The sequence below is a fragment of the Flavobacterium sp. PL02 genome, from assembly GCF_035013205.1.
GTDB lineage: Bacteria > Bacteroidota > Bacteroidia > Flavobacteriales > Flavobacteriaceae > Flavobacterium.
On record NZ_JAYGJP010000010.1, the window covers coordinates 169,286 to 183,880 of the forward strand.

Here is a 14,595-nt window from a genome sequence, read left to right on the forward strand (position 1 = left end):
CATATTAATCAGATTATCAGCTTTTAAAAAAAAATAATCCTTAAAAAATTTGCGAAACCGAATAGTTGCACGTACATTTGCAACTGATTGGTTTCTTATTTTAAACTTTAAGTAATATGAGACGAGATATTTTTCAGGCTGTAGCCGACCCAACAAGGCGATCTATAATTGCCTTACTTGCCATACAAGCAATGACTCCCAACGCCATTGCAGAGAACTTTGACACTAGCCGACAATCTGTTTCTAAACACCTACGGATACTTATTGAATGTGAACTTGTAAAACAGGAACAGCAAGGCAGAGAAATTTATTATTCACTTAAAATTGAAAAAATGAAAGAGATTGATAAATGGTTAACCCAATTCAGAGAAATTTGGGAAACTAAATTTAATCAACTCGACGAAGTATTATTAACACTTAAAAATCAGAAAAAATGAAAAATTTACAATTTGATTTTACCGTTGACAAATCCATAAAAACGGTATTCATAAACAGAGAATTTGATGCGGAACTTCCGTTAGTTTGGGACGCTTTTACCAAACCAGAACTTCTGGATCAATGGGTTGCTCCTAAACCATGGTCAGCTAAAACAAAACACATGAATTTTGAAGTTGGCGGACGAAGATTTTATGCTATGGTAAGTCCCGAAGGATTGGAACGCTGGTCTGTTCAGGAATATACTTCGATTACTCCACAGACCAATTTTAAAATGTACAATACTTTTGCCGACGAAAATGAAAATAAAGAAATACCCGGTTCAGATTGGGATTACAATTTTAGCGAACAAAACGGCATAACAAAAGTGAGCATTACTATTGTAAATGAATCTCTGGAACGTTTGGAGAGAATGATTGAAATGGGCTTTAAAGAAGGTTTTACAATGTCTATTGATAACTTAGAAAAATTATTAGGGACTTTATCTCAAAAGTAATTTATGCTTAATTTATATAAATCTCCTGCAAGGTCTTTTTTGACCTTGCAGGTATGATAATTAATAAGATACCTAACAGGTTTTATCCCGAAGCTTCGGGACTCTTAAGATAATAATACGAAATCTTATAGTTCGTAAAAATTATACCTACAAGGTTGAAAAAAACCTTGCAGGAATAGAAATCCTATTGAAAAACAAGCTTAAAAAAGGTGATAGAATTACTAATCTTCCCTCCTAGCCCCGATGGAAACGGCATCCTTTTTATGGCTCCTTTAGCCATGAAAAGATATAGTGTACAGCGGGATTCAAGTTGATATTAACTAACTCTTGTTCTGCTCCTGGAAAATAGAATCTTCTATTTATTTAATATTGTTTTACAGGAAAGATTATTGCTTGCTGTATTAATAAAACATAAAATTTTATTATTGATTTTGAATATATGTAGTCAACTACGTATATTTGCATATAAATTATTTTTTGACAGCATAAATCACTTAAAATGGAGAATAAATCAAACGCAACTTTGACCAATATAATTAAGACTGAACAAATCGATAACCAAGATCAAATAGATCTTGCGTTCTTTATACGAAGACAAGTTTTTGTAGAGGAACAACATGTATCGGTAGAACGCGAATCGATGGATGACAACGAATCTGTTCATTACTTAGCTACTTATAATGAGTTGCCTGCTGGTGCAGCGAGATATAGAAAAACCAAAAAAGGAACTAAAATAGAACGTATTGCCGTACTGAAAAACTATAGAGGAAAAGGGATTGGCGAAGCATTATTGCTTAAAATTCTGGATGATGTAAAACTGGAAGAAAAGATATACTTGCACGCTCAGGTTGTTGCGAAACAATTTTATATAAAAAATGGTTTTAAAGAAACTGATAATTATTTTGTAGATGCCGGAATCGATCATCTCGAAATGGATTTCATTAAATAAACCTGATTTTCAGGTAAATATAAAGCCTTCTAAAACATACGTTTTTGAAGGCTTTTTTTAATTAAAATAGAAGTAAATTTGGTAGCGAATAATTTCGTCGAAAATAAACCAGAAAAAATATATGTTATTTCTAATTTTAAGTATTGTATGCAGTGTAAGTGTTGGTGTTTTATTTAAGATAGCACGAAAATACGATACTAATAATACCCAAATCGTAGCTTACAATTACATCTTTGCACTGGCACTTTGTTATATATCATTTAGCCCAGATATTACTGCAATTACTGCTGCTGCTCCATGGAATCTTTATATTGTGATTGGAGTTTTATTACCTTCTATATTTCTCTTTTTGGCTCTGTCTATAAAACATATGGGGATTGTAAAAACAGATGCTGCACAACGCCTTTCGCTATTTATACCTATTCTTGCTGCTTGGTTATTATTTAAAGAAGAATTTAATATTCTTAAAATAACTGCGCTTTTAATTGGCTTTCCTGCCCTATTACTTATCCTGAATAAACCCGCAGACAAGACCACTAATAAATGGTTTTATCCTGCCATTGTATTATTAGGTTTTGGAGTAATTGATATTCTTTTTAAGCAAATAGCAACTCACACAGATCTTCCCTACACTACTTCGTTGTTTGCAATTTTTGCAATCTCAATGACGATAATGGTTGTAGTTGTTCTTTATCAAACACTTATTAAAAAAGTAAAACTAACTCCGAGGAATATCTTATTTGGTGGATTAATTGGTATTCTTAATTTTGGTAATATTCTTTTTTACTTAAAAGCGCATAAGGAATTTGCCGAAAATCCGTCGACTGTTTTTGCAGGAATGAATATGGGTGTAATCATTATAGGAAGTCTTACTGGTATTTTAGTCTTTAAAGAAAAACAAACTAAACTGAATTATCTCGGGCTTTTCCTTGCGTTAATAGCCATTGTTTTAATTGTGATTTCTCAAAATAGTAAATAAGCTAAATAATGGAAAGTTATTCTTTTGATCCCATATCGTCACCAAATGCCTCTGTTTTAATTCTGGGAACTATGCCTGGAATAAAATCTTTGGAGCTAGGGCAATATTATGGACATAAACAAAATAACTTCTGGAAAATATTATTCACCGTTTTCAATGAAGATTTTACTGATGTTTATGAAGCTAAAAAAGAAATCTTAATAAAAAATAACATCGCATTATGGGATGTTTTAAAATACTGTGACAGAGTTGGAAGTCTTGATAGCACCATTAAGAATGAAATAACAAATGATTTTGATACTTTCTTAAAACAACATCCTGACATTAAAACTATCTTGTTTAATGGACAAAAAGCGGCTGCATTTTTTAAAAAGTATATTAAAGTAAGCGACGATTACAAACTTATTACGCTTCCGTCAACCAGTCCTGCAAATGCTGGAAAATCATTCGATTCTAAACTAAATGAATGGAAAATTATTTTGGAATTACAACAAAAAATTTAAAAACCAAATCTTGAATTCTACAATAAATATTTTCGTTTATTTGTATCATCTTTTCATTTTTTACATTTCACTTTTTATCTTTTTCCATCACTAATTAACATGACTGACTATTTCCTTGATATTGAATATAAAGACATCACTTATAACATAGATGATGCAAATTTCAAGGATTTTGAATCTTGTACTTTTACCAATTGTAATTTTTCTGCTTGTACTTTTCTAGCCGTTACTTTTATTGATTGTGTTTTTAATAATTGCATCTTTAGCGAAGCCAAAATAAACTATGTCGCTTTTAGAACCGCTACTTTTAATGATTGCGAAATCAAGGATGTGAATTTTGCCATGTGTGACAAACTCATCTTTGAAGTAAATTTTAATAATTGTGTTCTCGATTTTTCTAAGTTTTATACTTTAAAGATAAAAGGAACTTCCTTTACCGATTGCAGTTTGGTCGCTGTCGATTTTATGGCAAGCGATATTACAAATGTAATTTTTGATAATTGCGACTTATATCGTGCCGAATTTGATAAAGCTATTGCAAACAAAACTGACTTTAAAACTAGTTATAATTATACCATCGACCCATCTAGAGTAAAACTCAAAAAAGCTATTTTTACCTTAAAGGAAGTAAAAGGATTGCTTTTTAAACATGATATTATAGTAAGCTAAACAGATTTCAAGAAAATGTGTGTGTTTTATAGTTACTAACTTAAATTGTCTAGAAAGGAACGCGGATTAAACGGATTCGCTATGGCGAAAACGCGGATAAAAACGGATTTTTTTAACAATGGTAATCTCGATTCTGAAGCTTCAGGACGGAAAGGGAGAAATCCGTTTTTATCTGCGTCTTTACTTTTAGTAAATCAGTATTATCCACGTTCCTTTCGCAAAGAGTTAGATAGAAGAATTCCATCCCATCCTGACGTTTCAGGATTGCGACCTCTGCGTAAATCTTTGTGAACTTTGCGATTATTTTTTTTGCCACAGATTTCACAGATTAAATGGATTAAAAAAAATTAGCCTCAAATTACTCGAATTAGCACAAATTAAAAACTTTGCGCCCTTTGCGTGAATCTTTGTGAACTTTGCGGTTAAATAAATTCGTATCACCCGCGTAGCTTGCCAAAAAATTAAAAGTTATATATTTACTTTTTTAATACTAACCATATTAGATTATGAATAACCAAGAATATACCATCCGAAATGCTAATGCAAATGAATTTGAGGAAATCGGAAAATTGATGGTTCTGGTTTATTCGCAATTAGAAGGTTTCCCTAAAGAATCTGAGCAACCCAATTATTATAAGATGCTTGCCAATATTGGTGATTTAACTACTAATCCCGAAACAGAACTTTTGGTTGCTGTTTCATCTGACAACAAAATAGTTGGTGGCGTAGTTTATTTTGGCGATATGCAATATTATGGTTCTGGCGGAATTGCTACCAAAGAAAAAAACACTTCTGGTTTCCGATTATTAGCAGTAGATCCTATAACGAGAGATCAAGGAATTGGTAAACTCTTGATAAATGATTGCATCCAGAAAGCTAAAAACAAGAAACAACATCAGCTAATTATCCATTCGACCAAAGCAATGCAAACTGCTTGGAAAATGTATGAACGATTGGGTTTTAAAAGATTTGAAGATTTGGATTTTATGCAAGGTGAACTTCCTGTTTTTGGTTTTAGATTATTGTTCTAAACAAAAAAACAGATGTGTTTCTTTAAATAAGACACTTTAAAACTTCTACTCTCTTAAATCACTTATATAATTTAAGAAAAACGAAACATATAAGTCATGTAAGTACATTTAAGCGTAATCTAATAAAACTTATAATTCCTTAAATGGCTTATATGGTTTAAGAAAAAATAAACATATAAATGATGTAAATACATTTAAGCTTACTCCAATAAAACTTATTTTTCCTTTATAGTGTAATAATCTTCTACTTTCTTAAATCACTTATATGGTTTAAGAAAAGTCAATATATAAGTTATGTAAGTACATTTAAGCATAGTGTATCAAAACTTATATTTCTTCTTTGGCGAAAGCCAATAAATCTTTAGTTTATCGGATTTATTATTCTTTTTTTACTTTTTACAATACCTATTTACATCATTATTGCTTAATCGATGCGAATTATATAATCTTTATTTAAAGTTATATAATGAAAATTGTATGTAAAATACTGACCTTTATCATTACAATAGCAAACATAACATTTTACAAATCAATATATTAAAACACCCTGATTTGTAAAATCATAGTGTTTTTCAAGAAAATATAAATTACCTTTAGTTAAGTATTTTTTTACAGACTAAGAATTTTTCCATTTTTTTAATACGCATTACGATTATAAAATGATTTTTCAACAACTAAAAATATACTATGCCACTTTTCTACTTAAAAGACACTTTTACAGATATTGGTGATGTAACACTTTTTACCAAAAAGTTTTTCAAGGAGGTTTTTATTCCTCCATACGAAACCAAAGAATTTTTTAGGCAATGTTATCTTATTGGCTATAAATCTCTTCCGTTGGTAGCGATAACAGGCTTTATAATGGGATTAGTGCTTACATTACAAACAAGACCTACTTTAGCCACTTTTGGTGCAGAATCTTGGTTACCAGGTATGGTTGCATTATCATTAATTCGAGAAATTGCTCCAGTAATTACTGCATTAATTTGCGCAGGAAAAATTTCATCAGGGATTGGTGCCGAACTAGGTTCGATGAAGGTAACAGAGCAAATAGATGCTATGGAAGTAGCAGCCATAAATCCGTTTAAATACTTGGTTGTAACCCGGATTTTAGCCACAACTTTAATGGTTCCTATATTGGTGATTTTTGCCGATGCAATAGGAATTTTAGGCGGCTATGCAGGAATTACAATTCACAGCGATGTAAATGCTTATCGCTATATGTCGCAGGTTTTTGAATCCCTAGACTTTATAGACATTTTTCCCGCCACTATAAAAACTTTTTTCTTTGGTTTTTTTATAGGAATGATTGGCTGTTACAAAGGTTTTAATGCCGCAAATGGTACCGAAAGTGTTGGTAAAGCTGCAAACTCAGCAGTAGTTACAGCATCGCTTACCATTTTTATCATAGATATGCTCGCAGTACAAATCACTGATTTATTCTTTTAATATGAAATCTGAACAAGAAAATATAGTACAAACAGTTGCTCCCAATAAAAAAACTCCTGTAATCGAGATTAAAGATTTGCATAAATCTTTTGGCGATAATGATGTTTTAAAAGGAGTAAATCTTACTGTAAATAAAGGCGAAGACTTAGTGATATTAGGAAGGTCTGGCGAAGGAAAATCTATAACTATAAAATGTATTGTAGGATTGGTAATTCCTGAGAAAGGAAATATAAGTGTTTTAGGCGAAGAAATAATTGGATTAGGAAAAAGTGAACTCAATAAGATAAGAGTCAAAATTGGATTTCTTTTTCAAAGTGGGGCTTTATATGATTCGATGTCGGTAAGAGAGAATTTAGAATTTACATTAAAAAGACATAACAAGGAATTATCCCCTCAGGAAATAGAAACTGAAGTTATGGATGTTCTCGAAAGTGTTGGTCTAGCCGATGCTGTAGATAAAATGCCTTCGGAATTATCCGGCGGTATGCGAAAACGAATTGGTCTTGCCCGTACATTAATACTAAAACCTGAAATTATTTTGTATGACGAACCTACCACGGGATTGGATACAATTACATCTAAAGAAATAAGTGAATTAATATTAGAAATTAAGAAAAAACGTAAAACTACCTCGATAATTATTACCCATGATATGTCTTGTGCCAAACTAACTGCAGATAGAGTTATGATTTTAAAAGATGGTGTAATACATGCTGAAGGGAAATACGAAGAATTAGAAAAAAGTGAAGACGAATGGGTAAGATCATTCTTTATATAAACATTTAATAAAACGAAATTATGAATAAGGAATCTGGATATAAATGGAAACTAGGAATGTTTGTAACAATAGGCTTAATCCTTTTTATGGTAACTATTTACTTTATCGGAAAACAACAAAATCTATTTGGTTCAACATTTCATATAACATCAACTTTTAAAACCGTAAGTGGTTTACAAGTCGGAAACAATGTACGTTTCTCAGGAATTAACATTGGTACTGTCGAAGAAATACAATTGATAAACGATTCTTCGGTAGTTGTAAAACTGGTTATAAAAGAAGAGGTCAAGCAATTTATAAAGACTGATGCCAGAGCTAGCATTGGCTCTGAAGGATTGATGGGTGACAAAGTTCTTACCATATCTCCGGGAAACAAATCTAATAGAATCATTGCTAATAATGGCAAAATTGCTTCTATAGATGCCATCGAAATGGATGATATCATGAAAAGTGTAAAGAAAAGTGTGGACAATGCAGGTGTAATATCCGAAGAACTTGCCATTTTTACCCATAATATGAATAATGGGAACGGTGCATTATCTAGATTAATGACTGATCCTAAACTTGCAAATACACTGACCAAAACAATTACCAATCTAGAAAATGGTACACAAGGGTTTAGTCAGAACATGGAAGCTGCCAAAAGTAATTTCTTGTTTAGAGGATATTACAAAAAACAGGAAAAAGAGAAAGAAAAGGAACAAGAAGAAGCTGATAAAAAAGCAAAGGAAGAACATGAAAAACTAGAGAAGGAGAAAAAAGAAAAAGAAAAAGAAAAGGAGAACGAGAAAAAAGAAGAAGCTACAAAAGAAAACACAAAAAAATAATATATAAAAATACTTCTACTTTAACTTCAAATCTAATTACTTGTTCTAAAAACAGTAATCAAATGATTATCGAAAAGATACAATTATGAAACTACGTTCAACCGAAACTTTTTGGCCTATAAAAAATGCTATGGACGCAAGTTATCCATCGTTGGATGCAGACATTACTACGGCTGTTTTAATTATAGGCGGAGGAATTACCGGAGCTTTAATAGCTTACAAACTAATGTCCGAAGGTAAGAAAGTAGTTCTTGTAGACAAACGAGATATCTGTAACGGTAGTACGGCCGCAAGCACAGCGCTATTACAATATGAAATTGATATCTCTTTGCATGAATTAATAGAAAAAAGAGGCTTCGAATGTGCCGTTTCAAGTTATAAGAATTGCGAAAAAGCAATCTTTGACCTCAAAAAAATTATAGATACAATAAAAAGTGATTGTCAATTTGAGTTTAAAAAGAGTATTTATTTTTGTTCATTAAAAAAAGATGTTCCGTTTTTACAAAGAGAGTTTAAAGCACGAAAAGAGAATGGTTTTAAAGTAAAGTGGCTAGAAGAAATTGATTTAAAGAAGCAAGGTTTAAATGCTTGTGCTGCCATAGAATCAGAATCTGGAGCAATAATGGATCCGTATAAACTGGCACATGACCTTCTGAAATATTGTAAACAAAAAGGAATGCTAATCTTTGACCGCACTAATATTACTGAATTTAAATATCTGAAAGGAAAGATCATTGCTGTAACAGAAAATGGATTTACAATTACTACCGAAGATATTATACATTGTACTGGTTATGAAAGTACTGAAACCCTTACTGAAAAAGTTGTAGATTTAAAAAGTACTTATGCATTAACATCAGAAAGTTTTATAGAAATTCCTAACCCATTTAAAAATGCTATTTATTGGAACACATCTGAACCTTATTTATATTTTCGAGGAACTGCCGATAATAGAATTATTATGGGCGGTGGCGATGAAGAATTTCATAATGCCGAAAAACGAGATAAATTATTACACCGAAAAGAAACCTATCTTTTAAAACAATTCGAAAAATGTTTTCCAGATATAAATTATAAACTTGATTATTCCTGGGCTGGTACATTTGGAGAAACTCAGGATGCTCTACCCTATTTTGGCAAACCCAATCCTAAAAAAAACGAGCATTATGTTTTAGGATTTGGTGGTAACGGCATTACTTTTAGTGTCATGGCAATGAATTCTATTATGGCATCTCTAAACGATTGTCAACATCCTGATTTAAACTTTTATAAGTTTAATCGATAATTAAATTCCTAAAACAATGTTATGGAAACTACTAATATCATAGGACTTGTAGCAGGAATATGCGTAACTATTGCTGTTATTCCGCAAATTATAAAAGTGTGGAAATCTAAAAAAGTAAAAAATGTTTCTTTAACGATGTTTAGTACGTTAACGTTAGGTATTTTTTTATGGGTCGTTTATGGTTTTCTCAAAAAAGATTATCCGATAATGATAACAAATAGTATTTCTTTATTTCTTAATTTATTGATGATCTACTTTATTAGTAAATACGAAAAAGAATAAACAAAAAAAACAGCTTTATAAAAGCTGCTTCTTTCCTTAGTAAACCAATAAATATATTAGGCTGTTTTAGCTATCGAGTTCTGGTTGTATTTATATTCTTTAGGACTACAGTTGTATTTTTGTTTGAATATTTTAGAGAAATAACTTCTGCTTGTAAAACCTATAGAATATACAATCTCAGAGATATTTAAGTCTGATGTTCTAATTAAATTCTCTGCTTTTTCTATTCTCATAAAAGTTATAAAATCATTCACAGTTCGATTATGCACGAGCTTAAATCCTTCTTGCAATTTGTTTGGTGATAATCCTGTTTTTTGAGTTAAAAACTTAATAGTAAATTCCTCTGCAGGAAAATTTATAATGAAATTTGAAATCCTTTTGATTTCATCAATTTGTTTTAATGTAAGACAAGTTATAGCTTGAGATATTTTAGTAAAGTTATCAGTATGCTGCTCGATTTCCATTGCCAAAATAATTTGCAAAATTCCTTTTTTTAGCAAACTCCGAACAATTCCTGTCTGGGTTATAGCATTAAACTCTTCAATTTTTTCGGCAATCTTAAAATTTTGGAATCTAATATCTAAGTAATTTTCTTTCTTATTTAAAAATGTATTTTTTAGCTTATTTATTAAATCATCATTATGTCCATTAGTAGATACACTAATACCAACTCCTATTATAGAAAATTTAATCGGAATATTTTTTTCAAAGTATAAAATACTATTAATACTAGAGGAACTTTTTAGTACTCCTGAATTATATTTCTTAAGACTCTTTTTATCTCCGTTCTCTCCAAAACTATGCTTAAGAGCACCTTCAGAACAATAAGCAAATAAAATTGGGGATGTCTTAAAAGATTCCATACTCAACATTACATCATCAGAAAAAACAAGATCAAATTGCATATAAGCCATCCCTTCCTGAAATGTTATTCCTTCGATATTACCTTTTACAAAATCTGATTCTAGTGCCAAATTGTATTCTTCATTATTCAAGGTCAAAGTACCTTTAAGACTTTCTTTTAATTCATTAAAAACATCTTGTGCTTTTCCGGCTTTTAGATATATATTTTTCATTTTTAATAATTTTTTAAAATAATTCTTAATTCTTTTGAGTGTTCTAAAAAAACAGATGCTCCAAATCTGTTTTAGTTCTTTCTTGATACTTTCAAATTTCGCATTATAAACAAGAATACTGTTATAGAATTTCGATATTAAGTTTCATAATTAACTATATATCAACACAAAGCACAAAAAAAGTCTTATCATTATAATGACAAGACTTTTTAAGCAAAATAATTTTATTGATCCCCCAATCAATAAAAAAATAGTTATGGATTATTTATACTTTCTTTATCTGAACAATTAATCTCCGGAATATCCTTAAAAAATTCAGAGGCATCTAAATCACTTGTAGGACCATAGCCCAGTAAAAATGTTCCTTTTACTGAGTCGGCAGTTTCAATTATGTACAAAATAGACATATCATCGGGATTACTCATACCTTCATATCGATGTTGCGCTACAATAAATATCTCCTCTGGTTTATAGGAGTATTTTGTTTCTGTATCAATCAAATACCCATTTTCAAAAAGATAGTTAGATGTATATCCTTTTTCTTGATACTCTTTAATATAATCCGTTTCGTGTTTTGCATATTCTATTTTCATAATTAATAAATTTTTTAAAGAGATAAATACAATATTTTACCTTCTTTTAATTTATACTTTTCTTCTTCCTGTAACCAATGAAATTACAAACAATACAATGAAGATAAAGAATAGCACTTTGGCTATACTTGCGGCTCCAGCAGCAATACCACCAAAACCAAAAATTCCGGCAATAATTGCAAGAATTATAAAAATGACTGTCCAACGTAGCATAATGATATATTTTTAGTTAGTAAATAAGATCATAATGATCTTCTAGTTATTACAAATTTCTCTTTTCTTAAAGAATTGAATTAACTCAAACACAAAAATTATTACCTCAATTAAACATTAACCTTATAAATACTTAAAAAAATAAATTATGTTTTTTTTAAATCTAGTATTTTAAACAATTCATAATTATCTAAAAACAAGTCAATTACGTTATTTATAATTCATTTTTACTAGCTATTTATCCTTACATTTGATAAAAGCAATTTTATCTATTTTGCGATTTTAAACTTTAAATTTCAACCAAATCTTCCATTTTTACGAATAAACATAAATGAGTCAATCAAATAATCGATTGAGTTAATCTATGTAATTCTACAATACTAATTTTATAAATTCAAGATTTGTTACAAAACGGTTACTAGATATAAAACTAGAATAGAATAACTTATAAGCCCATAATACATCTAGTACATGTTGTCGATAATAAAGTTATAGTAGAATAATAAACATAAAATGATTTATTACAAGAACTAAAAATTAACGCCCATGAAAACGAGAGACACTAAATCGAAAATAATATTCCTTTCTACATTTCCGCCAACACAATGTGGTATTGCTACCTATACAGAAGACAGTATTAATGCGATAAATAAAGTATATGGAAAAAGTATTTCCTGTGAAATATGTGAATTGACCGATAAAATAAATCCAAATACTAAATCGGGATATGTTTTAAATACTAAAAATAGAGATGAATATAAGAAGGTAGCGCTTGAAATAAACAAAGACGATGCTGTAAAATTAATCCATATTCAGCATGAATTTGGATTGTTTGGCGGAGAATATGGTAATTTCCTAATCGACTTCTTAAATGCAAGTAAAAAAGCTATAACTTTTACTTTTCATAGCGTTATTCCAAATCCAAACGAAGAATTAAGAAGCTTTGTTAAATTATTAGCATCATATTCTGATTCGTTTTTTGTAATGACAAATCAATCTAGAAAAATTCTCGTTGAAGATTATGGAATAAATAAAGAAAATATTGTTTGTGTTCATCATGGTACACATATCGTAGAATATGAAAATACATCAAAAGCAAAGCAAAAATTTAATTTTGAAGATAGAATAATACTTTCCACTTTTGGATTATTAGGTGAAGGTAAAAATATTGAGACAGGATTAAAAGCACTTCCGAAAATTGTAGAACAATTCCCTACTGTATTGTATCTGATTCTTGGGAAAACTCATCCCAATAATATTATTAATAATGTAGATGAATACCGCAATCATTTAGAATCTATTGTAGATGATTTGAACTTAAAAAACAACGTTCTTTTTGTTAATCAATATTTAGAAGTTAAGGAACTTTTAAATTATTTAAAAGCAACCGATATCTATCTTTTTACATCAAAAGACCCGAATCAGGCTGTAAGTGGTACTTTTTCATATGCTATGAGCTGTTCATGTCCTATTGTAGCAACTAAAATACCTCATACTATAGAGGTACTTACTCCTGATACTGGTATTTTGGTAGATATTCAAAACTCGGAACAATTTACAAATGCGACTATAAAACTTCTTTCTGATTCTGGATTGCGAGAATCTATGGCTTTAAATGCATTCGAAAAAACCAGAAAAACGTCCTGGGAGAATGTAGCAATCAAGCATATGATTACCTACCAGAAGATTATAAAAGAGCCTATAGAAGTCAAATTTACGTATCCAGCAATAAAAATGGATCATCAAAAAAATATGACTACATCGCTAGGAATGATACAATTTAGTAAAATCTCTGAGCCTGATATTACTTCTGGTTATACACTCGATGATAATGCGAGAGCATTAATTTCTATGTGTTTACATTACCAACTTAAAGAAGATATCAATGATATTTATTATATCAACACCTATCTTAATTTTATTGAAAGGTGCCAACAACCTGAAGGTAATTTTATAAATTATGTAGATGAATTTAATAATGTAGATCCTAAAAATGATACTGTAAATCTGGAAGATTCAAATGCAAGAGCAATTTGGGCTTTAGGAATGCTAATTTCATTAAAATCGACACTTATACCTCCTTCTACGCTAAACAAAGCATCTAAATGTATTTTTAAAGCATTAGATTGGACAGAAACAGTTACTTCACCTAGATCAATTGGTTTTATAATCAAAGGATTGTTTCTATACAACTCCGTTGAACCTACACCACGCATTATCGAAATAATAGATAAACTAGCTGATAGACTTTCTAAGAATTATAATGATCATGCAACCAAAAATTGGAATTGGTTTGAAAATTATCTTACTTATGCCAATAGTATATTATCTGAATCGATGCTATATGCTTACTTAGCAACGGATAGGTTACTATATAAGAAGATTGCAATTGAATCTTTTGATTTTTTATTACCCAAAATGTTCATAAATGGAGAATTTAAAGTCATTTCTAATAATGGATGGCATCATAAAGGGTCGATACCCTACCAATATGGCGAGCAACCTATAGATGTTTCGTATACTATACAGACATTAGACCTATTCTATAAAATTTTTAAGGATCTTTTTTACAAAAAATCCATGAAAATAGCCTTTAATTGGTTCTTGGGTCAGAATCATTTAAACCAAATTATGTATGATCCAATTACTGGCGGTTGTTATGATGGTTTAGAAAAAGAAAATGTAAATCTAAATCAAGGTGCTGAGTCTACGATTTGTTATTTAACTGCACGTTTACTCATGGAGAATAATATTGTTTCTAATAGTAAGATTATAAAGCTGGAGAGTTCAAAAGAAAACTTAGCATATAAATCAATTTAGATCACATTATCACTTGAAGTCATTAAAAATAAAATTTAACCGCAAAGAGCGCAAAGGATTACGCAAAGAGTCGCAAAGTTTAATAAATAGGATCAAGAACAAAACCTGGGGAGGAATGTCAAAATAAAATAAGAACTTTGTAATCTAAGAATTTGAGATGACTCCTATAGACCTTTTAAAATTTATGCTGCCTGATTTTTTAGTAGAACA

Annotated in this window: 17 protein-coding genes; 14 read left to right on the forward strand and 3 right to left on the reverse strand. The window is 30.1% G+C overall.

Annotated features, from left to right (window positions below):
* Window positions 1-116: 116 nt before the first annotated feature.
* From SHI72_RS21125 to SHI72_RS21185, 13 genes are all read left to right on the forward strand, one after another.
* Window positions 117-437 carry a metalloregulator ArsR/SmtB family transcription factor gene (locus tag SHI72_RS21125; RefSeq protein WP_323491317.1) on the forward strand — a complete coding sequence of 107 codons (321 nt, stop codon included), beginning with the start codon at window positions 117-119 and terminating at the stop codon, window positions 435-437.
* On the forward strand, window positions 434-931 hold the full coding sequence (locus SHI72_RS21130; RefSeq protein ID WP_323491318.1) for an SRPBCC domain-containing protein: 498 nt from the start codon (window positions 434-436) through the stop codon (window positions 929-931). The genes SHI72_RS21125 and SHI72_RS21130 overlap by 4 nt, the downstream gene beginning before the upstream one ends.
* Window positions 932-1,430: 499 nt before the next feature.
* Window positions 1,431-1,880: a GNAT family N-acetyltransferase gene (locus SHI72_RS21135; protein WP_323491319.1), complete on the forward strand. Its 450-nt coding sequence runs from the start codon at window positions 1,431-1,433 to the stop codon at window positions 1,878-1,880.
* 121 nt (window positions 1,881-2,001) lie between these two features.
* The gene (locus tag SHI72_RS21140; protein WP_323491320.1) at window positions 2,002-2,859 is read left to right on the forward strand and encodes an EamA/RhaT family transporter; all 858 of its coding nucleotides are present in this window, start codon (window positions 2,002-2,004) and stop codon (window positions 2,857-2,859) included.
* 8 nt (window positions 2,860-2,867) lie between these two features.
* Window positions 2,868-3,362, forward strand: coding sequence for a DNA-deoxyinosine glycosylase (locus SHI72_RS21145; protein WP_323491321.1), 495 nt, complete (start codon window positions 2,868-2,870; stop codon window positions 3,360-3,362).
* 99 nt (window positions 3,363-3,461) lie between these two features.
* Window positions 3,462-4,031, forward strand: a complete 570-nt coding sequence (locus SHI72_RS21150) for a pentapeptide repeat-containing protein (RefSeq protein WP_039119274.1) — start codon at window positions 3,462-3,464, stop codon at window positions 4,029-4,031.
* Window positions 4,032-4,112: 81 nt separating this feature from the next.
* On the forward strand, window positions 4,113-4,322 hold the full coding sequence (locus SHI72_RS21155) for a hypothetical protein (RefSeq protein WP_323491322.1): 210 nt from the start codon (window positions 4,113-4,115) through the stop codon (window positions 4,320-4,322).
* Window positions 4,323-4,537: 215 nt separating this feature from the next.
* Window positions 4,538-5,062, forward strand: a complete 525-nt coding sequence (locus SHI72_RS21160; protein ID WP_323491323.1) for a GNAT family N-acetyltransferase — start codon at window positions 4,538-4,540, stop codon at window positions 5,060-5,062.
* 687 nt (window positions 5,063-5,749) lie between these two features.
* Window positions 5,750-6,511: an MlaE family ABC transporter permease gene (locus SHI72_RS21165; protein ID WP_039115822.1), complete on the forward strand. Its 762-nt coding sequence runs from the start codon at window positions 5,750-5,752 to the stop codon at window positions 6,509-6,511.
* Window position 6,512: 1 nt separating this feature from the next.
* The gene (locus SHI72_RS21170; RefSeq protein ID WP_039115823.1) at window positions 6,513-7,289 is read left to right on the forward strand and encodes an ABC transporter ATP-binding protein; all 777 of its coding nucleotides are present in this window, start codon (window positions 6,513-6,515) and stop codon (window positions 7,287-7,289) included.
* Window positions 7,290-7,309: 20 nt separating this feature from the next.
* Window positions 7,310-8,116 carry an MlaD family protein gene (locus SHI72_RS21175; protein WP_323491324.1) on the forward strand — a complete coding sequence of 269 codons (807 nt, stop codon included), beginning with the start codon at window positions 7,310-7,312 and terminating at the stop codon, window positions 8,114-8,116.
* Window positions 8,117-8,201: 85 nt separating this feature from the next.
* The gene (locus SHI72_RS21180; RefSeq protein WP_323491325.1) at window positions 8,202-9,401 is read left to right on the forward strand and encodes an FAD-dependent oxidoreductase; all 1,200 of its coding nucleotides are present in this window, start codon (window positions 8,202-8,204) and stop codon (window positions 9,399-9,401) included.
* A 21-nt stretch (window positions 9,402-9,422) separates the two neighbouring features.
* Complete coding sequence (locus tag SHI72_RS21185) at window positions 9,423-9,683, forward strand: SemiSWEET family sugar transporter (protein ID WP_039115827.1); 261 nt, start codon at window positions 9,423-9,425, stop codon at window positions 9,681-9,683.
* Window positions 9,684-9,739: 56 nt separating this feature from the next.
* On the opposite strand, the gene SHI72_RS21190 is transcribed toward SHI72_RS21185, so the two are convergent.
* The 3 genes from SHI72_RS21190 to SHI72_RS21200 all read right to left on the reverse strand — a co-directional run bounded on the left by SHI72_RS21190 (window position 9,740) and on the right by SHI72_RS21200 (window position 11,565).
* Window positions 9,740-10,759 (reverse strand): AraC family transcriptional regulator, encoded by a 1,020-nt coding sequence (locus SHI72_RS21190; protein WP_323491326.1) that lies wholly within the window; start codon window positions 10,757-10,759, stop codon window positions 9,740-9,742.
* A 254-nt stretch (window positions 10,760-11,013) separates the two neighbouring features.
* Window positions 11,014-11,352 (reverse strand): hypothetical protein, encoded by a 339-nt coding sequence (locus SHI72_RS21195; protein ID WP_039119281.1) that lies wholly within the window; start codon window positions 11,350-11,352, stop codon window positions 11,014-11,016.
* Between the two features lie 51 nt (window positions 11,353-11,403).
* Window positions 11,404-11,565 (reverse strand): DUF1328 family protein, encoded by a 162-nt coding sequence (locus tag SHI72_RS21200; RefSeq protein ID WP_039115832.1) that lies wholly within the window; start codon window positions 11,563-11,565, stop codon window positions 11,404-11,406.
* Window positions 11,566-12,111: 546 nt separating this feature from the next.
* On the opposite strand from SHI72_RS21200, the gene SHI72_RS21205 reads away from it, so the two are divergent.
* Window positions 12,112-14,385, forward strand: coding sequence for a glycosyltransferase (locus SHI72_RS21205; protein ID WP_323491327.1), 2,274 nt, complete (start codon window positions 12,112-12,114; stop codon window positions 14,383-14,385).
* Window positions 14,386-14,595: the final 210 nt, after the last annotated feature.